A 26,101-nucleotide genomic window follows, 5' to 3' on the forward strand; every position below is an offset into this window, starting at 1 on the left:
CCCGGGTGTGGGCCGGAAACCCGAGGTTAGAGAGCTTGAGCGGGGCGGGGCAGTCCGGAAAACCCTTAGGGCCTGTCAACAAGCGCCAGGACGACCGGCGGGCCATGCCGCGGCAGGCCCCGCGCTGGAGAGGCCCTGGATCACACGGCGGCATGAACCGCCGAGCGCGAGCCGCGGCCCGCTTCAGCCCTGTGCGCGCAAGCCCTGCTCGCGGATCTGGCTGAGCGTGGCGCTGGGCGTGATCGCTTCGGGATCGAGCAGGCAGTGCAGGATGGCCGGCTTGCCGCTGGCCACCGCGTGCTCGAAGGCCGGGGCGAACTGCTCGGTGCGCTCGACCCGCTCGCCGTGGCCGCCGAAGGCCACCGCGTAGGCGGCGAAATCGGGGTTGTGCAGCGCAGTGGCGGATTCACGCCCCGGATAGTTGCGCTCCTGGTGCATGCGGATCGTGCCGTACATGCCGTTGTCGATCACGACGACGATGACGGCCAGGCCGTATTGCACCGCGGTGGCGAACTCCTGCCCATGCATGAGAAAGCAGCCGTCGCCCGCGAAGGCCACGACGGTGCGCTCGGGCTGGATGCGCTTGGCGCCGATGGCGGCGGGCACCCCGTAGCCCATGGACCCGGAGGTGGGAGCGAGCTGAGTGCCGTAGGCGTTGTAGCGGTGAAAGCGATGCAGCCAGGTGGCGTAGTTGCCGGCGCCGTTGCACAGGATGGCGTCGGCCGGCAGGTGCTCGCCCAGCCAGGCCATGATCTCGCCCATCTGGAGGGGCCCGGGGCTGCGGATGGCGCCCGGATCGCTCCAGGCCAGATAGGACGCGTGCAGGGCCCGGGTGCGCTCGGCCCATGGGATGCCGGCCAGGTTGGGGACCACGCCCAGGGCCGAGCAGAAGGCCCGCGCGTCGGCATTGATGGGCACGGCGGCGCGGTAGACGCGGTTCAGCTCGTTGCTGTCCGGGTGCACGTGGACCAGCGTCTGCGCCGGCGCGGGGATGTCGAGCAGGGTGTAGGCCTGGCTGGGCACTTCGGAGAAACGGCCGCCCACCATGAGGATCAGGTCGGCCTCGCGCACCGCCTGGAGCAGGGCGGGGTTGGCGCCCAGACCCAGGTCTCCGACATAGCAGGGATGCGTGGCCGGGAACAGCATCTGGCGACGGAACGAGACGGCGACCGGCAATTGGCTCTGCTCGGCGAAGCGGGCAAAGCGCGTGACCGCTTCGGCATCCCAGGTGCTGCCGCCCAGGATCGCGAGCGGACGCTCGGCGCGTTCGAGCAGGTGGCCCAACTGAGCCAGGTGCGTCGCGGCGGGGGAGGGCTGCACCGGCGCATAGCGCGGTGCGTCGGCCACGTCCGCGACCTCGGTCAGCATGTCTTCCGGCAGGGCGATCACGACCGGGCCCGGCCGGCCCGAGGTGGCGACGTGAAAGGCCCGGGATACGATCTCCGGCAGGCGGCGCACGTCGTCGATTTCGGTGGCCCATTTGGCCTGCGCGCCGAAGGCGGCGCGGTAGTCGAGTTCCTGGAAGGCCTCGCGATCGCGCATGCCGCGTTCGATCTGGCCGACGAACACGATCATCGGCGTGGAGTCCTGCATTGCGATGTGGATGCCGGCCGAGGCGTTGGTCGCGCCGGGCGCGCGGGTGACGAGGCAGATGCCGGGTTCGCCCGTGAGCTTGCCGTGGGCCTCCGCCATCATGGCCGCGCCGCCTTCCTGACGGCAAACCGTGATCGCGACCTCGGTGTCGTGCAAGGCGTCGAGGACGGCGAGATAGCTTTCGCCGGGCACGCAGAACACGTGCTGCACGCCATGCGCGCGTAGCTGGTCGACGAGGATGCGGCCTCCGGGCCGGGCGCCGGGCGCGCGGTGTGCGCCATCGTGGGCCGGGGAGCTTGCCGTGGTGGGTTGGGTGCTCATGCGCGTGTCTCCGATGCAAGGCCCGCGCGTTCAGGCTGCGGGCCTGTGCCGGCTGACGCAGGGGCAGCCGCGGCGTCGACCGGCGTTAGGGTGTCTCGTGTCCCGGGGTCAGGTGGAAGCCTCCGGCATGAAAGACCAGGGGCATCTGCGTGTTGTGCTCGCAGCGTTCGACCTCGCCGACCAGGATGATGTGATCGCCTTCAGGGTAACGGCTCCGGTTGAAACACTCCAGCCTTGCGGCCGTGCAGGCGTCGCGCAGGATGGGCACGCCGTCGGCGTTGAACGACCAGTCGACATTGGCGAAGCGGTCTCCCGGCAAGGCGAACTGGCGGGCCAGGCTGGCCTGGCCCGAGGCAAGCACATGGATGGCGTAGCGTTCCACGGTCTGGAAGACTTCCAGCGAGGTCGAACGCCGGGCAAGGCTCCACAGCACCAGGGGTGGCGCGAGCGAGACGGAGTTGAACGAGCTGACGGTGAGGCCCACCGGGCGGTCGTCCGCGCCGCGGGCGGTGATGATCGTCACGCCGGTCGGGAAGCGCCCGAGCGTGCGGCGAAAGGCGAGATCGTCGAATTCGGGAGCGCGTGCAGTGGAGGGCGACATCAGGGGGCGAGGCGGACGATGCGCCAGGCGCCCTGGGCATCGAGACGGTAGACGAGACGATCGTGCAGGCGCGAAGAGCGGCCCTGCCAGAATTCGATGGCATCGGGGATGACACGGTAGCCGCCCCAGTGCGGCGGACGGGGCGGAGCGTCGCCGAAACGCTGGCGCATCTCGGCCTCGCGCAGCACCAGCACCTCGCGATCGGGGATGGGCTGGCTCTGGGGCGAACTCCAGGCGCCGATGCGCGAGCCGAGCGGGCGGCTGGCGAAGTAGGCATCGGACTCCTCGTCGCTGACGCGCTCGACGCGGCCTTCGATGCGGACCTGCCGTTCCAGCGGCTGCCAGAAGAAGAGCAGGGCCGCCCAGCGGCCGGCCTCGATCTCCTCGGCCTTGCGCGAGGTGTAATTGGTGTAGAAGACGAAGCCGCGCTCGTCGAAGCCCTTGAGCAGGACGATGCGTGCGGCGGGCCTGCCGTCGGGATTCGCCGTGGCGAGGGTCATCGCGTTGGCTTCGGGCACGCGGGCGGCGAGCGCCTCGTCGAACCAGTGCTGGAACTGCACGTAGGGCGAGGCGGCAACGTCGGCTTCGAGCAGCACGCCTTTCTCGTAGTTTTCGCGAAGATCGGCTAGGGACATGGGGTGGACTCGTGGGGGCGGCACGCGCCTCGATGGGAAGCGCGCGTGCGCCTCGAGTGTAACCGGCCGCGCCGGCCTACTCGGCGAGCTGGTGGACGATGCGCTCCAGGCGGTGATCGGCAATGCCGTGCTCGCGCAGGGCGCGTGCGGTACTGGCGACGTACTCGACGCAGCGGCCGTACTTGCCGATCCCGTTGCGCACGGCGGCCAGCACCGCGTCGCTGGCGAGCTGGCCGGCATAGCTGGGGCTGTCGCGGTCCATGACGAACACCAGGGCGCGCACGTCGCCATGGACCGTCTCGCAGCGCAGCCAGCGGGGCAGGTAGGCGCCCGAGGCCATCTCGCGCTCCCAGAGCGCAGGGAACACCATGGCCACGTCGTCCGAGCGCAGCCGGAACACCATGCCGCGGCAGGCGCCGCCGCGATCCAGTCCGAACACCAGCCCGGGGTTCTCGGGAGTGCCGCGGTTGATCCGCGACCAGAGGCACAGCGACCGATGGTAGCCGCGCACCAGGCCCAGGCGCTGCTCGGCGTGGTCGAACTCGGGTCGCCAGATGAGCGAGCCATAGCCGAATATCCAGACGTCCTCGCTGCCGTTCCAGCCGCAGGCCAGCGTGGCGTGCATCGAGGCTTGCCGCTCTTCTGACGTGAGCAGGCGGAACGTGGACGGGCAGGGCGCAGGGGACAAGACGGCGTTCATGGCGCAGGCAGGACGAATGCGATGTGTGCATCGCGCGGATTGCCGAGCCGGCTGCCCGCGCGGGCATAGCGCACATTTTGCGCCTTTTTGTTCTAATCCGGAGTTATCGCAGGTGCGGTCTTCGGTCATAAGGGCCGCCAGGCCGGGCTCCCCGTCGAATTGTCGTTCCCATGCCACACATGTCCTCCTCGTCCGATCGTCCAGACCGCCTGGCCCTGCCGCGCGCGCGCCGCGCCAGCGGTGTCGCGCCCATGCCCGGCTCCAAGAGCATTTCCAACCGGGCCCTGCTGCTGGCCGCGCTCGCCGAGGGCGAGACCCGTATCTCGGGGCTGCTCGATTCCGATGACACGCGCGTCATGCTGGCGGCCTTGCGCACACTCGGCGTGGCCCTCGAGGGCAGTGCGCCCGGCGACGTGATCGTGCGCGGCGAGGGGCGGTTTCCGGTGCGCGAGGCCGACATCTTCCTCGGCAACGCCGGCACGGCGTTCCGGCCGCTCACGGCCGCACTCGCGCTCGCCGGCAACGGCGGCCGGTATCGCCTGAGCGGCGTGCCGCGCATGCACGAGCGGCCTATCGGCGATCTGGTCGATGCCTTGCGCGCGCTCGGCGCGCAGGTGGGCTACGAGACGAACGAAGGCTATCCGCCGCTGCGCATCGAGGCGCTCGCTCAGGTGTGCGCCGAGGCGCCGATTCCGGTCGCCGGCAACGTCTCGAGCCAGTTCCTCACGGCGCTGCTGATGGCCGCGCCTTTGGTCGCACGCCAGGCCGGGCGAGACGTGGTGTTCGAGGTGCAGGGCGAGCTCATTTCCAAGCCGTACATCGACATCACGCTGAACCTCATGGCGCGCTTCGGCGTGCAGGTCGGGCGCGAGGGCTGGCGGCGCTTCCGGGTACCCGCGACGGCCGCCTATCGGGCGCCGGGCGCCTATGCGGTCGAGGGCGACGCCTCGTCGGCCTCGTATTTCCTCGCCCTCGGCCTGCTCGGGGGCGGCCCGGTGCGCATCACCGGCGTCGGCGCGAACAGCATCCAAGGCGACATCGCCTTCGCCGACACGCTCGCCGCCATGGGGGCGGAGGTGGTCCGCGGCGCGGACTGGATCGAGACGCGCGGGGCGCCGGTGGCCGCAGGCGCGCGCCTGCGCGCCTTCGACACCGACTTCAATCTGATTCCCGACGCGGCGATGACGGCCGCCGTGCTCGCCCTGTATGCGGACGGCCCGTGCCGCTTGCGCAACATCGGGAGCTGGCGTGTGAAGGAGACCGATCGCATCCACGCGATGGCGGTCGAACTCGCCAAGCTCGGCGCCGGCGTGCAGACTGGCGACGACTGGCTGCGCGTGACGCCGCCCGAACTGGCGGGAGGCTGGGCCGGCGCCGCCGAGATCGGCACCTGGGACGACCATCGCATGGCCATGAGCTTCTCGCTCGCCGCCTTCGGCCCCACCGCCGTCACCATCCTCGACCCCGGCTGCGTGGGCAAGACCTTCCCGACCTATTTCGATGTCTACGCGGGATTGGTGGCATGAGCGCCCCCAGCCCGGCCGCCCGGCGACAGGAGCTAAAGCCATGAATATTCCGGTCATCACCATCGACGGGCCCACCGCCTCGGGCAAGGGGACGATCGCGGCACTGGTGGCGCGCGCGCTGGGCGACTGGCACGTGCTGGACAGCGGCGCGCTGTACCGGCTCACCGCGCTGGCCTGCCGGCGCGCGGGCGTGAGCGGCGACGATCCGGAGCAGGCTGCGCGTCTCGCGCGCGAGCTCGACGTCTGCTTCGGCGACGGCGTCTGGCTGGACGGCGAGGAGGTCTCGGAGGCGATCCGCCAGGAGGCGGTCGGCAATCTGGCGTCGCGCGTGGCGGCCTATCCGGCCGTGCGCGAGGCCCTGCTCGCGCGCCAGCAGGCGTTCCGTCGCGTGCCTGGCCTGGTGGCCGACGGGCGCGACATGGGCACCGTGGTGTTTCCCGACGCCCAGCTCAAGGTGTTCCTGGTCGCCAGCGCCCAGGCGCGCGCCGAACGCCGCTATAAGCAATTGTTGGAAAAGGGTATTTCTGCTAATATTCGAGACCTGCTAGAAGATTTGCAGGCACGCGATGCGCGCGACACGGGCCGGCAGGCCGCGCCGCTCAAGCCCGCCCACGGGGCCAGAATCCTCGATTCGTCCGAGCTCAGCATCGAAGAAACCGTGCAGCAGATCTTGACATGGTATGGCAATGCTGGTGTATCGTCGCCCGCGGATTCGCGCGCGTAACGCCGCGCGCCCGCTATGAGCGGGTGCGGCGCCTGGCAACCGGCCAGGCCTTGAAACCCGCTTGCAGCACCCCAGATTCGTAGTTTCGCAGTGCAAACGAGGCCCTCGGTTCGTCCATACGACCCGGGGTTTTTGAACACCACTGGCACGGCAATCCCGTCGTCGTCGGTGTGCAACTGGCCAACGTTGGCCATGGATCCAACTTAATGTCTTCGGTTTCCACCCAAACCCCCGAGAGCGGCCTGGAAAGCTTCGCCGCCCTGTTCGAAGAAAGCATCAAGAATCAGCAGATGAAGTCCGGCGAGGTCATCTCCGCCGAAGTGGTCCGCATCGACCACAACTTCGTCGTCGTCAACGCCGGGCTGAAGTCCGAAGCGCTGATCCCCCTCGAGGAATTCCTCAACGACCAGGGTGAGCTCGAAGTCGAAGAAGGCGACTTCGTCTCGGTGGCCATCGACTCGCTCGAGAACGGCTACGGCGACACGGTGCTGTCGCGCGACCGTGCCAAGCGCCTGTCGGCCTGGCTCAACCTCGAGACCGCGCTGGAAACCGGCGAACTGATCACCGGCACGATCACCGGCAAGGTCAAGGGCGGCCTGACGGTCATGACCAACGGCATCCGCGCGTTCCTGCCGGGCTCGCTGGTCGACCTGCGTCCCGTCAAGGACACCACGCCGTACGAAGGCAAGACCCTCGAATTCAAGGTCATCAAGCTCGACCGCAAGCGCAACAACGTGGTGCTGTCGCGCCGCGCCGTGCTCGAAGCCAACATGGGCGAAGAGCGCGAGAAGCTGCTCGAGACGCTGCACGAAGGCGCGATCGTCAAGGGTATCGTCAAGAACATCACCGACTACGGTGCGTTCATCGACCTGGGCGGCATCGACGGCCTGCTGCACATCACCGACATGGCCTGGCGCCGTGTGCGTCACCCGTCCGAAGTCCTGTCCGTGGGCCAGGAAGTCGAAGCCAAGGTCCTCAAGTTCGACCAGGAAAAGAACCGCGTCTCGCTGGGCGTCAAGCAACTGGGCGAAGATCCCTGGATCGGCCTGGCTCGCCGCTACCCGCAAGGCACGCGCCTGTTCGGCAAGGTCACCAACCTGACCGACTACGGTGCGTTCGTCGAAGTCGAAGCCGGCATCGAAGGCCTGGTCCACGTGTCCGAAATGGACTGGACCAACAAGAACGTCGATCCGCGCAAGGTCGTGACCCTGGGCGACGAAGTCGAAGTCATGGTGCTCGAGATCGACGAAGACCGTCGCCGCATCTCGCTGGGCATGAAGCAGTGCCGCGCCAACCCGTGGGAAGAGTTCGCGATCAACCACAAGCGTGGCGACAAGGTCCGCGGCGCCATCAAGTCGATCACCGACTTCGGCGTGTTCGTCGGCCTGCCCGGCGGCATCGACGGCCTGGTGCACCTGTCCGACCTCTCCTGGAGCGAGACGGGCGAGGAAGCCGTGCGCAACTTCAAGAAGGGCGACGAAGTCGAGGCCGTCGTGCTCGGCATCGACACCGACAAGGAGCGCATCTCCCTGGGCATCAAGCAGCTCGAAGGCGATCCGTTCAACAACTTCGTGGCCACCTACGACAAGGGCGCCGTCATGTCGGGTACCGTCAAGTCCGTCGAGCCCAAGGGCGCCGTCGTGACCCTGTCGGTGGACGTGGACGGCTACCTGCGCGCCTCGGAAATCTCCCAGGGCCGCGTCGAGGACGCCACCACGGTGCTGAACGCCGGCGATACCGTCGAAGCCATGATCATCAACATCGACCGCAAGGCGCGTTCGATCCAGTTGTCGATCAAGGCCAAGGACAATGCCGAGACCGCTACCGCGATCCAGCGCATGTCCGACGCCAGCGCTTCCTCGGGTACGACCAACCTGGGTGCGCTGCTCAAGGCCAAGCTCGAACAGCGTGACAACTAAGTCACGCGGCGCGCAGACGAGCCCGTGACCAAGTCGGAACTCATCGCACGTCTGGCCGCGCGCTACCCGCAGTTGGCGGCGCGCGACGTGGACCTGGCCGTCAAGACCGTGCTCGACGCCATGGCGCAGGCCCTCGAGGCCGGCCAGCGCATCGAGATCCGCGGTTTTGGCAGCTTTTCGCTGTCATGCCGGCCGCCGCGCGTCGGGCGCAATCCCAAGTCGGGCCAGCAGGTGCTGGTACCCGAGAAACGGGTGCCGCACTTCAAGCCCGGCAAGGAATTGCGCGAACGCGTGGATATGAAAGCCACGGGCCAGTAAGCTGACGCTGGCCTCGATGAAGCAGGAACGAAGCCCTCCGCAAGGAGGGCTTCGTGCTTTCCGGCTGCCGTGCCATGGCGCCGCGGCAGATGCCTCGCCCGTCCGCGCCCGGTTACGCCTGCCGGGCTCCTGGGCTATGCTTGGCCCCTGGCAGGCGCGTTCGCGCCGTCGTCGTGGCCGAGCGGGGTCTGCATGAAACGTCTACTCTTGAATTGCGACATGGGCGAGAGCTTCGGCGCCTGGACCATGGGCGATGACGAGGCTGCGATCGTCCATGTCGACCAGGCCAATCTCGCCTGCGGTTTTCACGCGTCCGACCCGGTCACGATGGCGCGCACGGTGGCGCTGGCGGCGCGCCATGGTGTGAGCATCGGGGCCCACCCTGCCTATCCCGACCTGGTCGGCTTTGGCCGCCGCCACATGGCTTGCGCCGCGCACGAGATTCAGGCCATCGTCATGTATCAGGTCGGGGCGCTGCAGGCGTTCTGCCGGGCCCACGGCACCCAGGTGGACTACGTCAAACCTCATGGCGCCCTCTATAACGATATGGCGCGCGACGACGCCGTTTTCGGCGCCGTGCTGCGCGCGTGTGCGAGCTTGGGCGGCTTGCCCCTGATGACGGGCGCGTGCGCGGACAACGCGCGCGAGCGCAGCCTCGCCCAGGCTGCGGGCGTGCCCTTGCTGTTCGAGGCCTTTGCCGACCGGGCCTATCGCAACGGTGGCGAGATGGTGCCGCGCAGCGTCGCGGGCGCGGTGCACCACGATCCCGAGCGCATTTTCGCGCAGGGCCTGGCCATCGCCCGCGGCGAGGCGTTCGACGGTCTCGACGGGGAGCCGGTCCGCCTGGAAGCGCACACCTTGTGCGTGCATGGCGACAATGCCGAATCGCTGGCCGTCGTGGCGCGGCTGCGCCGTGCGCTGGAGGCTCTCTGATGCGTATCGACGGTTTCGGCATCGGCGCCGCCTGCCTGAGCCTGCCGCAGGAGCCGCAGCGCGACACGCCCGCACGCATCGAAGCGCTGGCCGACGGTGTGCGCCAGGCGTTGGGCGCGCGCTTGACCGACCTGGTTCCCGGCTGGAACACCTTGACGGTGCACTACGACCCGTTCGCGCTCACGCTGGCGCAATTGCGCGAGTGCCTTGCGCCGGTGCTCCAGGCCTGGCAACAGCAGGGCGCGCGGGTTGCCGAGCGCGCATCCGCGCTGCACGTGGTGCCGGTCTGGTATGCAGGCCCCGACCTGGCCGCCGTCGCCAAGGCCTGCGGTATGGGCGAGGACGAAGTCGTCGCCTTGCACAGCGGACAGGAGTTCCTCGTCGGCGCCATCGGATTCGCGCCCGGCCAGGCGTATCTCGGCCCGCTCGACGCCCGCCTGGCCCTGCCGCGCCGGCGCACGCCCCGCGTGCGCCTGCCCGCGGGCAGCGTGGCGATCGCCGAGCGGCAGAGCACGATCTATCCCCAGGTCTCGCCAGGAGGCTGGCACGTGCTGGGCTACACCGCATGGCGCCCCTTCGACGCCCGCCGCGACCCGCCGTGCCTGATCGCGGCGGGCGACCATGTGCGGTTCGAGGCCGTGGACGAAGCCTTCTATCGGGCGGCGGGAGGGCAGGCATGAAGCGCGACGCAGTGCAAATGGGGGCGCACACGGGCGACGCCACGCAGGCCGAGCCTGCCTGCGGCTTGCGCGTCATCAAGTCCGGGCCGCTCAGCCTGCTGCAGGATGGCGGCCGGCGAGGTTGGCAGCACATCGGCGTGTCGCCCGCGGGGCCGATGGACCCGTATGCCGCGGCATGGGCCAACCGCTTGCTCGACAACCCGCGCAACACGTCGGTGGTCGAGATGGCGTTGGGGGGCGTGGCCTTCGCGGTCGAGGTCGATACGTGGCTGGCGGTCACCGGCGCCGACATGCCCCTGACCCTGGATGGCCGCCGCCTGGCCGGCTGGTCTAGGTTTGCGGTGCGCCGGGGGCAGCATCTGGTGCTGGGCTATGCGCGATGGGGGCAGCGCGCCTACCTGGCGGCGGTCGGCGGCTTCGCCGCCACGCCGGTACTCGGCAGCGTGGCCACGCACGTGCAGGACGGGCTGGGCGGGCTGCACGGGGACGGCGCGCCGCTGCGGCGCGACGATTGGCTGGCGTGTGCGCCGGCACCGCACGCGCATCGGCACCGCGCGCGGCCCGTCGCCGAACTCGTCCCCGACTACGCGCGCAACGCCGTCATCCGCGTCATTCCGAATCTCGGCGAGGGCGCCTTCGAGCCCGACGCGATGGAGCGTTTCTATGGACAGCCGTGGGAAGTCTCGGTGGATTCGGATCGCAAGGGCATCCGCCTGAAGGGCGAGCGCCCATTGTCGGCGCCCGCGCGGCAGTGGTCGCAGGGCATGGTCTGGGGTGCGATCCAGGTGCCGCCCGATGGCCAGCCGATCGTACTGGCTGCGGATCGGCAGACCATGGGCGGCTACCCGGTCATCGGTTTCGTGCACCCGCTGGACTTCGGGCGCGTCTGTCAGGCGCGGCCCAAGGAGCCGGTGCGTTTCTTGCCGACGACGCAGGAGGAGGCCGAGGCGGATTTGCGCGCGAGCACCCAGCTACGCCTGCGGCGCACATAGCGCGCAGCGCATCCTCGGCATGCCGGGCGGGCGCAGCGACCCGCTACAATCACGGTTCCCATTTTCCGGAGCGGACAACATGCGTTATCTGATCTGGGCCCTGCGGCTGCTGGTGTTCGTCGCGGTGCTCATGTTCGCACTCAAGAATACCGACCCGGTCACGGTGCGTTTCTATGCCGATCATCTCGTCGCCGAAGTCCCGCTGATCGTGGTCATGCTGGCGACTTTCGTCGTGGGCGGCATCTTCGGGCTGCTGCTGACGGTGCCCGCCGGGCTGCGTCGCCGGCGCGAACTGGCCAAGGTGCGCCGCGAGCTGGAGCGGCTGCGCGAGGCCGAGGCGAGCCGCGCCGGGCGCGAGAGCACGACGGCCCAGCCGTCGCCCGACGAGGTCGCCCCGCTGTCGCCGATCTGAGCGCGCGGTTCACGGCAGGACGCAACACGTGGATTTCGATCTCTGGTGGCTCATTCTCGTTCCGGTGCTCTTCGGGCTCGGCTGGATCGCGGCGCGCGTGGACGTGCGCCAGATGCTGTCCGAGCACCGCAAGCTGCCGGACTCCTATTTCCGCGGTCTGAACTTCCTGCTCAACGAAGAGCCCGACCGCGCGATCGACGCCTTCATCGAGGTCGCCAAGCTCGATCCCGAGACGGTCGAGCTGCACTTCGCCCTGGGCAGCCTGTTTCGCCGGCGCGGCGAACTCGAACGGGCGATCCGGGTGCACCAGAATCTGCTGCAACGCAATGACCTGCCGGACAACCAGCGCGATCAGGCGCTGCTGGAACTGGCCCAGGACTATCTCAAGGCGGGCATGCTGGACCGGGCCGAGGACGGCTTCGAGCGCCTGAAGTCCACCCGCTTTGCCGCAGAGGCCCTGCGTGCGCTGATCCGCATCTACGAGGCCGAGCACGACTGGCCCAAGGCGATCGCGGCCGTCAACACCCTGCAGGGCCTGGTCGACCAGCCGATGCCGTTCGCCGTGCACTACTACTGCGAGCAGGCCGGTGCTGCGCTGGCGCAGACACCGCCGGATCTGGACGCGGCCCATCGAGCCCTGGATACCGCCACCCGGCTGGCCGGCATGGACGTCGACGCAGCGGACGCCGCCGCGCGGCCCGGTACCGCGCCCGGACGCGTACGCGTGGCCCTGCTGCAGGCCCGCCTCGCGGCGCTGGAAGGCGATGTTCGGGCCGAGCGCACCTTCCTGCAGCACGTGGTGAGCGAAAGCCCGGATTTCGCCGGCATGGCCGCACCTGCGCTGATCGCCAACTACCGCAAGGACGGCAATCCGGCCGATGCGCTCGCGCTGTTGCAGGACGTGTACGCGCGCTATCCTTCCCAGGACCTGTTCGACGCCATCTTCCAGGGCTTGAACGCCGATCGGGGCGTCGGTGCGGCCTGGGTGTTCGCCCGCCAGGCGCTGAAGAAACGGCCCTCGCTACTCGGCCTGGACCGCCTGCTGCAGGCTCAGTTGCAGCGGCCGCTGGGAGAGGCGCCGGAACGCGGCGCCGACGAGCGCGACGAATGGATTTCCGACGAGGACGCGGCCCTGGTGCGCAGCCTCATCAACCGCCATACCCAGCGGCTCGGGCGCTATGCCTGCCGGGCGTGCGGGTTCCGCGCCAAGCGGTTCTATTGGCAGTGCCCCGGCTGCAATGCCTGGGAAACCTATTTGCCCAAGCGGCTCGAAGAACTTGAAGGCTCCTGATTCCGTATTCCCCGCCGAGGCCATTGCGCGTTCGCGCATCCTGGTCGTCGGCGATGTCATGATCGACCGCTACTGGTTCGGCGATGTGCACCGCATCTCGCCCGAGGCGCCGGTACCCGTCGTGCACGTCTCGCGCAGCGAGGACCGTCTAGGCGGCGCCGCCAACGTGGCGCGCAACATCGCCGCGCTCGGCGCTCAGGTGACGCTGGCCGGGCTGGTCGGCCGCGACGAGACCGCGGGCGTGGTGGCCCGCCTGGCCGAAGCCGAAGGCATTGCGCACGCGCTCGTGGCCGCGGACGCGCCGACCACGGTCAAGATGCGGGTGCTCGGCCGTCAGCAGCAGTTGCTGCGGGTGGATTTCGAGGCGATGCCGGACGCCGCGGCGGTGGCCGGGCTCACGGCGCGCGTGCTGCCGTTGATCGCGGGCCACGACGTGGTGGTCCTGTCCGATTATGCCAAGGGCGCGCTGGGCCAGGTGCAGGCCCTGATCGCGGCGGCCCGCGAGGCCGGCAAGCTGGCGCTGGTCGACCCCAAGGGCGACGACTACGATCGGTACCGGGGCGCCAGCCTGGTCAGCCCGAACCGCTCGGAGATGCTCGACGCCGTCGGGCGCTGGCGCGACGAAGGCGACCTGCTCGGCCGCGCCCAGGCCCTGCGCTCGCGCCTGGACATCGAGGCCCTGCTCGTCACCCGCTCCGAGCAGGGCATGACGCTCTTCACGGACGCCGGCCGCGATCACGTCGATGCCCAGGCGCACGAAGTCTTCGACGTCTCGGGCGCCGGCGACACCGTGCTCGCCACACTGGCGGTGTGCCGCGCGGCCGGGCTGGACTGGCACGCTGCGATGCAATGGGCCAACCGGGCCGCCGGCATTGTCGTCGGCAAGCTCGGCACCTCCATCATCACCCCCGAGGAACTGCAACCATGATCATCGTCACCGGCGCCGCGGGCTTCATCGGCAGCAACCTGGTCAAGGGGCTGAATGAACGCGGCATCCACGACATCATCGCGGTCGACGACCTGACCGACGGCGACAAGTTCAACAACCTGGCCGACTGCGCCATTGCAGACTACCTGGACAAGGATGAGTTTCGCCAGCGCGTCGCGCATGGCAAGCTGCCGGCGGTGCGGGCCGTGCTGCACCAGGGCGCGTGCTCGGATACCACCGAGCGCAACGGGCGCTACATGCTCGAGAACAACTACCGCTACACGCTGGAGCTGTTCGAGTACTGTCAGCGCGTGATGGTGCCTTTCCTGTACGCCTCGTCGGCCGCGGTGTACGGCGCGGGGCCAGACTACGTCGAGGATCCGGCATTCGAGCGGCCGCTGAACGTGTACGGCTATTCCAAGCTGCTGTTCGACCAGATCCTGCGCCGCCGCATGGACAGCCTCACCGCGCCGGTGGTGGGCCTGCGCTACTTCAATGTGTACGGCCCGCGCGAGCAGCACAAGGGACGCATGGCCTCGGTGGCCTTTCACAACGTCAACCAGTTCCTCGCCGAAGGCCATGTGCGCCTGTTCGGTGGCTGGGACGGCTATCCGGACGGTGGGCAGCAGCGCGACTTCATCTCCGTGAAGGACGTGGTGGCGGTCAACCTGCATTTCCTGGAGCGCGGCGGCCCATCGGGCGTCTACAACTGCGGTACCGGGCGCGCCCAGCCGTTCAACGACGTGGCCATGGCCGTGGTCAACACGCTGCGCGAGGAGAAGGGCGAGGCTGCGCTGCCCCTGGACGCGCTCGTCGCGCAGGGCTACATCCGCTACATCGATTTCCCGGACGATCTGAAGGGCCGCTACCAGAGCTACACGCAGGCCGACGACACCGCGCTGCGCGCGGCGGGCTTCGATGCGCCGATGCGCGACGTGCAGACCGGCGTGGCCGAGTACGTGCGCGAGCTGCGCGGGCGCTGAGCCGCCGGATACGTAGAAGCCGACATGTCGGTTCCGCGCGCGGGCGCGGTTCGCGCATGCGGGCATGCAGGCATCCTGCAGACGTGGCCAGACCGGGCTCCCGATGGGCGGGAGCGGTTGCCACGCAACCCAGGAGTCAGCGCATGAACCCGTTCTTTGCCGGCACGCGTCCGGTCGCATCCCACCTTCAGACTTCCGCTGTTTCGCATCCCGCCGCCGGCCGGGCCATGCGGCGGTTCTACCGCGCGGCGCGGGCGCTTGCCCTGGCCGCGGGTGTCGGCCTGTCGGCTGGCGCGATGGCCACGCCGATCGACGCCAACACGGCGAGCGCGGCCGAGCTCGAGGCCGTCAAGGGTATCGGTCCACGCACGGCCAACCTCATCGTCGGCGAGCGCGAACGCAGCGGGCCGTTCCTGTCGCTGCAGGATTTCACCGATCGCATCCGCGGCATCGGGCCCAAGCGCGCCGAGGCGTTGCAGGCAGCCGGTCTGGTCGTGGGCGCCAAGCCCGCGGCTGCGGCGGCCTCGGCAGCGCCAGCTTCGGCAGCGCCGCCGGCCGGCCGCGACAGCCGGCGCTGAGGCGGTATCGGCCCGCCGTCGCGCGGGCCGCGCCGCCCGGGCGCGCGTTATGATTGCCGCATGGACACCAACCGCTATCCCACCGTCGAGCAGACCGTCGGCAACACGCCGCTGGTCCGCCTGCAGCGCCTGCCGGGACAGGCCAATGCCGATCGCGGCAATCTCATTCTCGCCAAGCTCGAAGGCAACAATCCGGCCGGTTCGGTGAAGGACCGGCCGGCTCTGTCGATGATCACGCGCGCCGAGCTGCGCGGCCAGATCAAGCCGGGCGATACGCTCATCGAGGCCACCAGCGGCAACACTGGCATTGCGCTGGCCATGGTGGCGGCGATGCGCGGCTATCGCATGGTGCTCATCATGCCCGACAATCTTTCGGTGGAGCGCCGCGCCGCCATGCGCGCTTATGGCGCCGAGCTCATCCTCACGCCGGCCGACCAGGGCGGCATGGAGTATGCGCGCGATCTGGCGCTCAAGATGCAGGCCGAGGGCAAGGGTCTGGTGCTCGACCAGTTCGCCAACGACGACAATCCTCTCGCGCACCTGGAGGGCACCGGTCCGGAGATCTGGGAGCAGACGGCGGGGCAGGTCACGCACTTCGTCAGTGCCATGGGCACGACCGGCACCATCACGGGCGTTTCGCGCGCCTTGAAGCCGCTCAATCCGGCGATCCGGATCATCGGCGTGCAGCCGGAGGAGGGCTCGCAGATCCCGGGCATCCGCAAGTGGCCGGAAGCCTATCTGCCCAGGATCTACGATCCCAAGGCCATCGACCAGCTCGAGTACGTCAGCCAGGCCGACGCCGAGGCCATGGCGCGCCGCCTCGCCGCCGAGGAGGGCATCTTCGGCGGGATCTCCGCCGCGGGCGCGCTGGTGGCGGCCCTGCGGGTGGCGCAAACCGTGTCCAATGCCACCATCGTCTTCATCGTCTGCGACCGCGGCGACCGCTACCTCTCCACCGGGGTCTTCGACTGACGCGCGAGCCTGCCTCGCCCGGTGGGGCGCGGCGGTACTGTCCGCCAGCGCCGCGCCCCGAGCGTCCGGGGCTCTGCTGACGGCGGCTGTGTCCTCGTGCGGGAAATGAAAAAGCGCCAAGGCGGCAACGCCTGGCGCTTTTTCCTGGGGCCCGTTCAAGGCTGGACTGCGGGGCCTGCCTCAGGGCTGCGTACCGGGGGCCGTGGGCTGTCCACCGTCCGGCGTCGCCTGCGTTCGCGTGCGCAGCGCATCCGGCGTGGTGGCCGGCTCGCCGCCCGTGCGCGTGCGCACACTGCCGGGGACGGGCGAGCTTTCGAGCCAGCCGCCGCCCAGCGCCTTGTAGAGCGCGACGCGGTTGGCCTGCTCGGCAAGCCGGCTCCCGACCAACTGCTGCTGCGCCTGGAACAGGGTGCGCTGCGCATCCTGCACGGCCAGGAAGTTGTCCACGCCGTTCTTGTAGCGCAGCTCGGAGAGCTCGACCGAGCGTTGCGAGGCTTCCACCAGGCCGTCTTCGGCCTGCAACTGCTGCTTGTAGGTCGCGGTGCCGGCGAGCGCATCCGAGACTTCGCGGAAGGCCTGCTGGATCGTTCCCTCGTACTGGGCCACCGCGATGTTCTCGCGCGCCTCGGCCAGGGCCAACTGGCCGCGCAGGCTGCCGCCGGCGAAGATCGGCATGGCGATCTGCGGCGAGAAACTCCACATCTGCGAGCCGCCGCCGAATAATCCGGACAGTTGGGCGCTGGCGGTGCCGAACAGCGCCGTGAGCGAGATGCTGGGGAAGAACGCGGCACGCGCCGCGCCGATGTTGGCGTTGGCCGCCTGCAGATTGTGTTCGGATGCGAGCACGTCGGGCCGGGCCAGCAGCACTTCCGACGGCAGGCCGGCGGGAACGTCCGAGAGCAGGTCGCCCAGGATGAACGACGCCTGCGCGGCTTCGGTGCCGCCTGCCTCGGTGCCGCCGGTGAGCAGGCGCAGCGCATTGTTGGCCTGCAGGCGCGCGCGCTGCGCTGCGTACAGGTTGCTGCGCGCGGTTTCGAGCAGGGTGCGGGCCTGGTTGAGTTCGAGCGCGGAGGCGACGCCGGCATCCATGCGGCGCTGCACCAGGTCGTAGGAGCCCTGGCTGGAATCGGCCGTGCGGCGGGCCAGGTCGATCTGCACGTCGGCGGCGATGAGGTTGAGGTAGGCTTCGGCGACTTGGGAGATCAAGGTGATCTGTACGTTGCGCCGGGTCTCCTCGGTGGCCAGGTACTGGTTGAGCGCTGCCTCGGACAGGTTGCGGATGCGGCCGAAGAGGTCGATCTCGAACGCCGGCATCTGCACGCCGACCTGGTACTGGCTCGACACCACGGACTGGCCGCTGGGGCTCAGATCGCCAGGCGTACGCGCACGCTGGCCGGTGGCGCCCGCGCCGATCGAGGGCGCTAGCTCGGCACGCTGGACGTTGTACTGGGCGCGCGCCGCTTCGATGTTGTAGACCGCCACGCGCAGATCGCGGTTGTTCTCCAGCGCCTGGGCGATCAGCGACTGCAGTTGCGGGTCGCGGAAGAAGTCGCGCCAGCCGATCGAGGCGGCAGTGACCGAATCCGGCGTGCCGGCCATGACGCCGTCGCCGGTGGCCGGGATGGGCCAGTCGGCGGCCACGGGCGCCGGCGGCCGTTCGTACTTCGGCGCGAGCGAGCACGCCGAGAGCAGCACCGCCAGCGCCACCGGGGCCAGCGCCAGCACGTGGCGGGGCAGGTGGCGCCGCCGCCCGGCGGCATCGATCGACAGGGCAGGGTTCACATCAGCGCGCATCATGCGTGCACTCCTTGCTTCGGTTCTTCTTGCTTGGGTGGTTGTTCTTCGTCCTCGTCGTGACCGATCTTCTTTGGCTTGACGCGGAAAAGCTGGAGCACGGCCACGAAGAACACCGGCACCAGGAAGATCGCGAGGAACGTGCCCGAGATCATGCCGCCCAGCACGCCGACACCCAGCGCGCGCTGGCTGGCCGCGCTGGCGCCGGTGGCCAGCGCGAGCGGGATCACGCCCATGGTGAAGGCGAGGGAGGTCATGAGGATCGGGCGAAAGCGCAGGCGCGCCGCCTCGATGGTGGACTCCAGCAGCCCGCGTCCTTCGGCGTAGATGTCCTTGGCGAATTCCACGATCAGGATGGCGTTCTTGGACGACAGCCCGATGATGGTAACCAACCCGACCTTGAAGAACACGTCGTTGGGCATGCCCACGAAGGTCACGGCCAGCACCGAGCCGAGCAGACCCAGGGGGACCACCAGGACCACCGAGAACGGAATGGCCCAGCTCTCGTACAGGGCGGCGAGGATCATGAACACGGTGAGCAGCGCGAGCGAGATCAGCATAGGCAGTTGCGCGCCCGAAATGCGCTCCTGCAGCGACTGGCCGGTCCATTCGTAGCCGAAGCCCTCGGGCAGTTCCGCAGCGATCTCTTCCATGGCGATCATGGCGTCGCCGGTACTGAAGCCCGGCTTGGCGTCGCCCGCGATCTTGATCGCCGGATAGCCGTTGTAACGCACCAGGCCCATGGGGCCGATTTCCCAGTCGACCTTGGCCACCGTGGCGAGGGGCACCGGCTGGCCTTGGCTGTTCAGCACGTTCAGGCGCAGGATGTCCTCGGGCTGCATGCGGCGCTCGCCCTCGGATTGCACGATCACCCGCTGCATGCGGCCGGCATTGGCGAAGTCGTTGATGATCGCCGAACCCAGCGCCGAGGACAGTGTCGTGGCGATGCTGGAGAACGGTACGCCCTGGGCGGCGGCAGCCTCGCGGTCGATGTCCAGACGGATCTGCGGCGCATCCTCCAGGCCTTCCGGACGGGCATAGGCGAGCACCGGGTGCTGGTTGGCCTTCATCAGCAACTGGTTGCGCGCATCGATCAGGGCACCGTGGCCAAGCCCGGCGCGATCCTGCAGCCGGAAGGTGAAGCCGCTGGCCGTGCCCAGTTCGGGGATCGCCGGCGGCACCAGCGAGAAGAACTCGCCGTCACGGATGTGCTGGGCGAAGTAGCCCGTGGCCATGTTGCCTTCGTCCATCGCCGAGGTGTCGCGCTCGGACCAGTCCTTGAACGTGGTGAAGGCCAGCCCGGCGTTCTCGCCCGCGCCGGAGAAGCTGAAGCCAAGGATCGACACCATCTTGTCGACCGACGGGCGCTTCAGGAAGTACTCCTCCATCTGCTCCATGGCCGCGCTGGTGCGCGCCTGGGTGGCGCCGGCGGGCAACTGCACATTGGTGATGACGTAGCCCTGATCCTCGACCGGCAGGAAAGAGGAGGGCAGGCGCATGTAGCTGAACGCCAGGAAGCCCACGATCACCAGGTACAGCAGCATGAAGCGCTTGGGCCGGTGCACGATGCGCGTCACGCCGTTCTGGTAGCGGTGCGTCGCCTTGTTGAAGAAGCGGTTGAACCAGCCGAAGAAACCCTTGCGTTCGGCGTGCTGCTCCTGGTTCACGGGCTTGAGCAGCGTCGCGCACAGCGAGGGTGTGAGCGAGAGTGCCAGAAAGCCCGAGAACATGATCGAGACCGCCATCGCGATCGCGAACTGGCGATAGATCACGCCCACCGAACCGCCCATGAAGGCGAGCGGCAGGAACACGGCCGAGAGCACCAGTGTGATGCCGATGATGGCCCCGCTGATCTGGCGCATGGCCTTGCGCGTGGCCTGCTTGGGCGGCAGCCCTTCCTCGGCCATGATGCGCTCGACGTTCTCGACCACGACGATGGCATCGTCCACCAGAATCCCGATGGCCAGCACCATGCCGAACATGGTCAGTACGTTGATCGAGAATCCGGCGAGGTACATCACCGCGAAGGTGCCGAGCAGCGCGATCGGGACCACGATGGTCGGAATGAGGGTGTAGCGAAAGTTCTGCAGGAACAGGAACATCACCAGGATCACCAGCACCACCGCCTCGACCAGCGTGTGCACCACCTTCTCGATGGAGGCCTTGACGAAGGGCGAGGTGTCGTAGGGGATCTCCCAGCCCGTGCCGGCCGGGAAGAACCGCTGCAGCTCCTCCATGCGCTCGCGCACCAGGGTGGCGGTATTCAGCGCGTTGGCGCCGGTGGCCAACTGGATCCCGACGGCCGCCGCGGGCCTGCCGTTCAGGCGCGAGCCGAACTGGTAGCTTTCGGAGCCGAACTCGATGCGCGCGACGTCGCGCAGAAAGACGTTGGAGCCGTCCGGGTTGGAGCGCAGCACGATCTGGCCGAATTCTTCCGGCGTCTGCAGCATGCCGCGCACCACGATGCTGGCGGTGATCTCCTGCCCCATGTCCACCGGCATGGCGCCGATGGCGCCGGCCGGCACCTGGGTGTTCTGCGTGGAGATGGCGCTGTTCACGTCGCCCATCGACAGGTTGTAGCCGACCAGCTTGACGGGGTCGATCCAGATGCGCATGGCGCGCTCGGCCGCGAAAAGCTGGGTCTTGCCCACGCCGGGCACCCGGGTCAGTTCGTCCAGGATGTTGCGCGAGGTGTAGTCCGCCAGCGTCGGCGCATCCACCGATCCGTCGGGCGAGTGCATCGCCACGACCATCAGGAAGTTCGAGCTTGCTTTCTCGACGTTCAGGCCCTGCGTCATCACGGCCTGGGGCAGGCGGGACTCGACCCGCTTGATGCGGTTCTGCACGTCGACCGCCGCGAGATCCGGGTCGGTGCCCGGCTCGAAGGTGGCGGTGATGGTCGCGCGGCCGAACGAGTCGCTGGTCGATTCGAAATAGAGCAGGCCCTGCGCGCCGTTGAGTTCGCGCTCGATCAGGCTGGTCACCGATTCGTCGACGGTCTCCGCGGACGCGCCCGGGTAGGTCGCCGTGATCTCGACGCTGGGCGGTGCGACGTCCGGGAACTGGGCGACCGGCAGGCTGGGAATGGCGAGCACCCCCGCCAGGATGATGAATAGCGCCACGACCCAGGCGAAGACCGGGCGGCTGATGAAAAACTGAGGCATGAGGTGACCTTCTCGATTGATTCCCGGTGGGGCACTGTGGCCCGTGGGGCCTCGCCCGCGTGGCGCCGCGTACCGGCATAGGCGGCCGGACTCGCGGGCGTGGCGGGCGGGCGGCTCATCGTTGGGTTATGGCTGAGCTTGCGCCGGTTGCTGCTGGGCCGCTGATCCCGCCTGCCCGGCGCCCTGGCCGGCGTCGCCCGCTTGGGCATCGGCCGGCTGGGCAGGCGCGGTGGGCTTCACCGGGGCACCCGGGCGCACTTGCTGGAAGCGGTCCACGATGACCCGGTCGCCCGGGTTCAGCCCTTTTTCGACGATCCAGTTCTCGCCCGACATCGGACCCGTCTGGATCGGCCGCGCCTGGGCCGTGCTGTTCTCGTCGATGACCAGCACGTAGGCGCTGCCGCCGGGTTGGCGCTGCACGGCGCGCGAGGGCACCATCAGCGCCTCCTTGCGCACCCCCTGGACGACCTGGCCGCGCACGTACATGCCGGGCAGCAGTTGGCGGTCGGGGTTGGGGAACTCGGCCCGCAGCGTGATCTGGCCCGTGCTCGGGTCGACCGACACGCCGGTCGACAGCAGCTTGCCTTGGTGCGCATACTTCTGGCCGTTGGCCATGAGCAGCGTAACCGGCGTCTCGCCATCCGCGTTGGACAGTTCGCCGCTGGCGAGTGCCTGCTGCAGCGCGAGCAGCTCGTTGGCGGACTGCGTGAAGTTGACGTAGATCGGGTCGAGCTGCTGGATCACGGCGAGCGGCGTGGCTTCGCCGCTCTGTCCGACCAGGGCGCCTTCGGTAACCAGTGCGTTGCCGATGCGTCCGCTGATGGGAGCGGTGACGTTGGCGTAGCCCAGGTTCAGGCGCGCCTGCTCGGCGGCCGCTTTCTGCTGTGCGACGAGCGCTTCGCCCTGGCGCAGGCCTGCCACGGCCTGGTCGTATTCCTGGCGGCTGACGGCGTTGGCCTCGACCAGTGGCTGGTAGCGCCGCTGCAGTTGCCGGGCCTGGTAGAGCTGGGCCTCGGCCTGCTGCACGTTCGCCTGCGCGGCGTTGTACGCCGCGCGCAGGGGCGCCGGGTCGATCTGGTAGAGCAGGTCGCCTTCCTTAACGTCGGTGCCCTGTTCGAAGGTGCGCTTGAGCACGATGCCGGGCACCCGGGCGCGCACCTGCGCCTCGCGCACGGCTTCGAGGCGGCCGGGCAGCTCGACCATATTCTGGGCGGATTGCGGCTGGACCGTGACGTAGCCGACTTCGGTCGGCGGCGTCTGCTGGCCGTTGGCGCCGGGCCCGCCGCCCCCTTCTTGGTTACCGCAAGCGGAGATGGCGAGCGCCATCAAGGCAATTCCGGAGTAGGCGAGCAGGCTTAGGGGCTTGGACATGTCGATCTCGACTGAGGAAACAGGTGCAGATGGCGGGCCGGGGAAACGAAGGAGTTTCGTTTGTTATAAAGCCCGCTCAAATGAGACGGGATTGTATCACCACAACTAACGGGATTCGGTCGCCGCCGTCGCTAGTCCGGATCGGCCTGTCCGCGCCTGCCGCATCGGCGACAGACGGCGGCCCCGTCGCAGGAACTTATCCGGCCACGCCGTCGTGCCGATGCTCGGGCGCGATGCGCTCGACCAGCACGGAAACGATGCGGCGGTTGACGACCTCGCGAACCGTGAAACGCAGCCCGATGCCGGGCTCCACCAGGACCTGCCCCACATCCGGCAGGTGGTCGAATCTGGCCAGGAGATAGCCGGCCAGTGTGGAGTATTCGTCGGTAACCAGCCCTTGCACTTCCAGGGTCTGTTCCACATGGTGCAGGTCGGCCGCTCCCGTGACCAGCCAGCGGCCCTCGCCGTCGGGCAGGATCTCGGGCATTTCGTCCTCGTCGGGGAACTCGCCGGCGATGGCCTCGAAGACGTCGATCGGCGTGACCAGGCCTTCGATGTTACCGAACTCGTCCGTGACGAGCACTAGCTGGCCGCGCGAGCGGCGCAGGGTGTCCATGAGCTGCAGTATGCCGATCGACTCGTGCACGATGATCGGCTGGCGCAGGCTTTCCCGGCGGATCGCCTGGCCGGTGAGCACGTCGGCCAGCAGATCGCGGGCGCGGCCCACGCCGACCACGTCGTCCAGGTTGCCGCGGCAGACCGGAAAGAAACTGTGCGGCACCGTCTTGACGAGCTGGCGGATGGATGCCGGGTCGTCTTCCAGGTTGACCCAGGAGATGTCCGTGCGCGGCGTCATGATCGAGCGTACCGAACGGTCCACCAGGGTCAGCACCCCGCTGACCATGTTGCGTTCTTCGACGCCGAAGCCCTGGTCGGCCTGGATCGCGTCCATGGCGCTCGGCGACGCCGCCGCCTGCTCGGCCTGCTCGCGCTGCTTCTTGGTCGAGAGCAGGTTGAGGATGGCTTCGGCGGTGCGCTCGCGCATCGGACGCGACGCGTCAAGGCGCAGGATGTTGCGCTGCGCGATCTGGTTGAAGGATTCGATCAGGATCGAGAAGCCGATGGCCGCATACAGATAGCCCTTGGGTACATGGAAGCCCAGGCCCTCGGCCACCAGGGAGAACCCGATCATCAGCAGGAACGCCAGGCACAGGACGACCACGGTAGGGTGCCGGTTGACGAAGGCGGTGAGCGGCTTGGAGGCGATCAGCATGATGCCCATGGCGATCACCACGGCGATCATCATCACCGCGAGGTGCTCGACCATGCCGACCGCCGTGATGACGGCGTCCAGCGAGAATACGGCGTCGAGCACGATGATCTGGGCCACCACGATCCAGAAGCTGGCGTAGGCGCGCGAGCCGTCCGAGTTGTGGGTGTTGCCTTCGAGTCGTTCATGCAGCTCGACAGTGGCTTTGAAGAGCAGGAACAGGCCGCCGATCAGGAGGATCAGGTCGCGCCCGGCGAAGGAGAGCGGACCGATGGAGAACAGGGGCCGCGTGAGCGTGATCATCCAGGACATCACGCTCAGCAGGATCAGGCGCATGACCAGGGCCAGCGAGAGGCCGATCACGCGCGCCTTGTCGCGCTGATGGGGCGGCAGCTTGTCCGCCAGGATGGCAATGAAGACGAGATTGTCGATCCCGAGGACGATTTCGAGTACTACCAGGGTTGCAAGACCGGCCCAGGCAGTAGGCTCGGATATCCACTCCATCAGGAGCTCCAACAGTTGGGAAGGTTCGATGATAACGGAACGAGGCCGCCGCACCTTGGGGTGACGGCGGCCTCGTTGTCTTTGTGCACAGCCGGCGAAAGCCAGGGCCTGTCAGCGCTGTGGCCCCCTTGTGCGTTCGGCCCTGGTGCTTCGCGGGCAGGCCCTACGCGGTGCGCGGCGCGAGCGAGGAGTGCATCGGCTCCAGCAGGCCCAGCAGGCCCGGGAAGAGCTTGGGCGCCGAGGCGACGAGGTTGCCCGATTCGAGCCAGGTCTGCTCGCCGGCGAAATCGCCGATCAGGCCACCGGCTTCCAGTATGAGCAGCCCGCCCGCGGCGATGTCCCAGGGCTTGAGGCCGGCGCCGTAGCAGCCGTCCAGCCGGCCTGCGGCCGTCCAGGCCAGATCCAGCACGGCCGAACCGATGCGCCGGGTGCCGGCGCAGGACACCGACATCTCGCTGAACAGGCGCGACCAGCGCGCGAGCTGGGCGTCGTCGGCCGAGCGAAAGCTCGCGCCGATCAGCGCTTCGCTGATGCGGATGCGCCGCGACACCCGGATGCGGCGATCGTTGAGGAAGGCGCCGGCGCCGCGGGTGGCGGTGAAGAGTTCGTTGCGGGTGGGGTCGTACACCACGGCCTGGGTCACGACGCCGCGTTCGGCCAGTGCGATCGAAACGGCGTAGTCGGGAAACCCGTGCACGAAGTTGGTTGTGCCGTCCAGCGGGTCGATGATCCACTGGAATTCCGAGTCGGACTCGCGCAGCGGGGCGTGCTCACCGGATTCCTCGGCGAGGATCGCATGGTGCGGATAGGCTTCCTGCAGGGTTTCGATGACCGCCTGCTCGGCCGCGGTGTCGACTTCGGTGACGAAATCCCGCGGCGCCTTGCGCGCGACGGCGAGCCGATCCAGGTCCATGCTGGCGCGATTGATGATGTTTCCCGCACGGCGGGCCGCCTTCACGGCGGTGTTGAGCATGGGATGCATGGGGCCTGTGTTCTCGTAAACTCGAATAAACTCTGCCCGCTATTTTAGGATACTGCCGGATCTTTCGCCGGGCCCGCGCGGCCTGGGCGCCTTTCCTCTCGGCGGGCCGGCAGCCGCCGCCGTTTTCCAGGGATTCCGTGTTTTCGCGTACTCAATTCGTGATGGTCGAGCCGAGCCATCCAGGCAACGTCGGTTCGGCCGCGCGTGCCATGAAGACCATGGGGTTTTCCCGCCTGGTGCTGGTCGCGCCGGAGCGGCCCGACGTCACCCGGCATCCGGATGCCGTGGCGCTGGCCAGCGGCGCCGGCGACGTGCTGGCCGCGGCACGCATCTGCGCCACCCTGGACGAGGCACTGGCACAGACCACGCTGGCCTTCGGCCTGACCGCCCGCGGGCGCGACCTCGGGCCGCCGTCGTGCGATGTGCGCGAAGCGGCCGTGCTGGCGCGCGCGCATCTCGATCCCGAGGCGGGCACCGAGGTCTCGATGGTGGTCGGCCCCGAGCGGGCCGGCCTGACCAATGCGCACGTGGCGCGCTGCCACCGCATCTGCCATATCCCGGCCAACCCGGCGTACAGCTCGCTCAATGTGTCGCAGGCCATGCAGGTGATGGCCTGGGAACTGCGCTATGCCTTGCTCGATGCGGCCCAGCGCGGCGTGCTGGCGCCGGATGGCAGGGGCCAGGCGGCGCCCACGGCCGCTTCGGGCGCGGCGGTGCAGGCCTTCCTCGCGCACTGGGAGGAGGCGCTGGTCGCCGTGGAGTTCCTCGATCCGGCGCACCCGAAGAAGCTGATGCCGCGCATGCGGCACCTGTTCTCGCGCACCGGCCTCTCGCAGGAGGAGGTCGACATGCTGCGTGGCGTGTGCACGGCCATGCTGGCCACGGCGCGAGGCCGCAAGCAGGGCTGACC

Annotated in this window: 23 protein-coding genes; 14 read left to right on the forward strand and 9 right to left on the reverse strand. The window is 68.7% G+C overall.

Features of this window, described 5'->3' with window-relative positions:
• Positions 1-183: 183 nt before the first annotated feature.
• The 4 genes from FOZ76_RS08670 to FOZ76_RS08685 all read right to left on the reverse strand — a co-directional run bounded on the left by FOZ76_RS08670 (position 184) and on the right by FOZ76_RS08685 (position 3,850).
• Entirely contained in the window at positions 184-1,914 is a 1,731-nt protein-coding gene (locus FOZ76_RS08670; RefSeq protein WP_143947751.1) for a thiamine pyrophosphate-binding protein, read from the reverse strand.
• 85 nt (positions 1,915-1,999) lie between these two features.
• Positions 2,000-2,515, reverse strand: coding sequence for a flavin reductase family protein (locus FOZ76_RS08675; protein WP_143947752.1), 516 nt, complete (start codon positions 2,513-2,515; stop codon positions 2,000-2,002).
• Positions 2,515-3,150 carry a pyridoxamine 5'-phosphate oxidase gene (pdxH, locus tag FOZ76_RS08680; RefSeq protein WP_143947753.1) on the reverse strand — a complete coding sequence of 212 codons (636 nt, stop codon included), beginning with the start codon at positions 3,148-3,150 and terminating at the stop codon, positions 2,515-2,517. Before pdxH ends, FOZ76_RS08675 begins: the two co-directional genes overlap by 1 nt.
• Before the next feature lie 76 nt (positions 3,151-3,226).
• The gene (locus tag FOZ76_RS08685; protein WP_143947754.1) at positions 3,227-3,850 is read right to left on the reverse strand and encodes a gamma-glutamylcyclotransferase; all 624 of its coding nucleotides are present in this window, start codon (positions 3,848-3,850) and stop codon (positions 3,227-3,229) included.
• Between the two features lie 179 nt (positions 3,851-4,029).
• Here FOZ76_RS08685 and aroA point away from each other — a divergent pair, with 179 nt between their 5' ends.
• The 13 genes from aroA to cysM all read left to right on the forward strand — a co-directional run bounded on the left by aroA (position 4,030) and on the right by cysM (position 16,106).
• Positions 4,030-5,376: a 3-phosphoshikimate 1-carboxyvinyltransferase gene (gene aroA, locus FOZ76_RS08690; RefSeq protein WP_143947755.1), complete on the forward strand. Its 1,347-nt coding sequence runs from the start codon at positions 4,030-4,032 to the stop codon at positions 5,374-5,376.
• Between the two features lie 40 nt (positions 5,377-5,416).
• Positions 5,417-6,100, forward strand: coding sequence for a (d)CMP kinase (gene cmk / locus FOZ76_RS08695; RefSeq protein WP_143947756.1), 684 nt, complete (start codon positions 5,417-5,419; stop codon positions 6,098-6,100).
• 206 nt (positions 6,101-6,306) lie between these two features.
• The gene (rpsA, locus tag FOZ76_RS08700) at positions 6,307-8,019 is read left to right on the forward strand and encodes a 30S ribosomal protein S1 (protein WP_143947757.1); all 1,713 of its coding nucleotides are present in this window, start codon (positions 6,307-6,309) and stop codon (positions 8,017-8,019) included.
• 24 nt (positions 8,020-8,043) lie between these two features.
• The gene (locus FOZ76_RS08705) at positions 8,044-8,337 is read left to right on the forward strand and encodes an integration host factor subunit beta (RefSeq protein WP_143947758.1); all 294 of its coding nucleotides are present in this window, start codon (positions 8,044-8,046) and stop codon (positions 8,335-8,337) included.
• 192 nt (positions 8,338-8,529) lie between these two features.
• On the forward strand, positions 8,530-9,270 hold the full coding sequence (locus tag FOZ76_RS08710) for a 5-oxoprolinase subunit PxpA (RefSeq protein ID WP_143947759.1): 741 nt from the start codon (positions 8,530-8,532) through the stop codon (positions 9,268-9,270).
• Complete coding sequence (locus tag FOZ76_RS08715) at positions 9,270-9,950, forward strand: 5-oxoprolinase subunit B family protein (RefSeq protein WP_143947760.1); 681 nt, start codon at positions 9,270-9,272, stop codon at positions 9,948-9,950. Before FOZ76_RS08710 ends, FOZ76_RS08715 begins: the two co-directional genes overlap by 1 nt.
• Positions 9,947-10,942 carry a 5-oxoprolinase subunit C family protein gene (locus FOZ76_RS08720; RefSeq protein ID WP_211366143.1) on the forward strand — a complete coding sequence of 332 codons (996 nt, stop codon included), beginning with the start codon at positions 9,947-9,949 and terminating at the stop codon, positions 10,940-10,942. Before FOZ76_RS08715 ends, FOZ76_RS08720 begins: the two co-directional genes overlap by 4 nt.
• A gap of 79 nt (positions 10,943-11,021) precedes the next feature.
• Positions 11,022-11,354 carry a LapA family protein gene (locus FOZ76_RS08725; protein WP_143947761.1) on the forward strand — a complete coding sequence of 111 codons (333 nt, stop codon included), beginning with the start codon at positions 11,022-11,024 and terminating at the stop codon, positions 11,352-11,354.
• Between the two features lie 28 nt (positions 11,355-11,382).
• Positions 11,383-12,645: a lipopolysaccharide assembly protein LapB gene (gene lapB, locus FOZ76_RS08730; RefSeq protein ID WP_143947762.1), complete on the forward strand. Its 1,263-nt coding sequence runs from the start codon at positions 11,383-11,385 to the stop codon at positions 12,643-12,645.
• Complete coding sequence (gene rfaE1 / locus FOZ76_RS08735) at positions 12,593-13,573, forward strand: D-glycero-beta-D-manno-heptose-7-phosphate kinase (protein ID WP_143947763.1); 981 nt, start codon at positions 12,593-12,595, stop codon at positions 13,571-13,573. Before lapB ends, rfaE1 begins: the two co-directional genes overlap by 53 nt.
• Positions 13,570-14,556 carry an ADP-glyceromanno-heptose 6-epimerase gene (gene rfaD / locus FOZ76_RS08740; protein WP_143947764.1) on the forward strand — a complete coding sequence of 329 codons (987 nt, stop codon included), beginning with the start codon at positions 13,570-13,572 and terminating at the stop codon, positions 14,554-14,556. Before rfaE1 ends, rfaD begins: the two co-directional genes overlap by 4 nt.
• Positions 14,557-14,699: 143 nt before the next feature.
• Positions 14,700-15,134, forward strand: coding sequence for a ComEA family DNA-binding protein (locus FOZ76_RS08745; RefSeq protein ID WP_143947765.1), 435 nt, complete (start codon positions 14,700-14,702; stop codon positions 15,132-15,134).
• Positions 15,135-15,194: 60 nt separating this feature from the next.
• On the forward strand, positions 15,195-16,106 hold the full coding sequence (gene cysM, locus FOZ76_RS08750) for a cysteine synthase CysM (RefSeq protein ID WP_143947766.1): 912 nt from the start codon (positions 15,195-15,197) through the stop codon (positions 16,104-16,106).
• Between the two features lie 180 nt (positions 16,107-16,286).
• On the opposite strand, the gene FOZ76_RS08755 is transcribed toward cysM, so the two are convergent.
• The 5 genes from FOZ76_RS08755 to FOZ76_RS08775 form a co-directional block, all read right to left on the reverse strand.
• Positions 16,287-17,900 carry an efflux transporter outer membrane subunit gene (locus FOZ76_RS08755; RefSeq protein ID WP_425473253.1) on the reverse strand — a complete coding sequence of 538 codons (1,614 nt, stop codon included), beginning with the start codon at positions 17,898-17,900 and terminating at the stop codon, positions 16,287-16,289.
• Positions 17,900-21,064, reverse strand: coding sequence for an efflux RND transporter permease subunit (locus FOZ76_RS08760; protein ID WP_143947767.1), 3,165 nt, complete (start codon positions 21,062-21,064; stop codon positions 17,900-17,902). Before FOZ76_RS08760 ends, FOZ76_RS08755 begins: the two co-directional genes overlap by 1 nt.
• 126 nt (positions 21,065-21,190) lie before the next feature.
• Positions 21,191-22,435: an efflux RND transporter periplasmic adaptor subunit gene (locus FOZ76_RS08765; protein ID WP_143947768.1), complete on the reverse strand. Its 1,245-nt coding sequence runs from the start codon at positions 22,433-22,435 to the stop codon at positions 21,191-21,193.
• Between the two features lie 196 nt (positions 22,436-22,631).
• Positions 22,632-24,209 (reverse strand): TerC family protein, encoded by a 1,578-nt coding sequence (locus FOZ76_RS08770; protein WP_143947769.1) that lies wholly within the window; start codon positions 24,207-24,209, stop codon positions 22,632-22,634.
• A gap of 163 nt (positions 24,210-24,372) precedes the next feature.
• A complete protein-coding gene (locus tag FOZ76_RS08775) occupies positions 24,373-25,191 on the reverse strand; it encodes an inositol monophosphatase family protein (RefSeq protein ID WP_143947770.1) in 819 nt (272 codons plus the stop codon).
• A 161-nt stretch (positions 25,192-25,352) separates the two neighbouring features.
• On the opposite strand from FOZ76_RS08775, the gene FOZ76_RS08780 reads away from it, so the two are divergent.
• A complete protein-coding gene (locus FOZ76_RS08780) occupies positions 25,353-26,099 on the forward strand; it encodes an RNA methyltransferase (protein WP_143947785.1) in 747 nt (248 codons plus the stop codon).
• Positions 26,100-26,101: the final 2 nt, after the last annotated feature.

This window comes from Verticiella sediminum (assembly GCF_007558815.1).
GTDB classification, from domain to species: Bacteria; Pseudomonadota; Gammaproteobacteria; order Burkholderiales; family Burkholderiaceae_B; genus Verticiella; species Verticiella sediminum.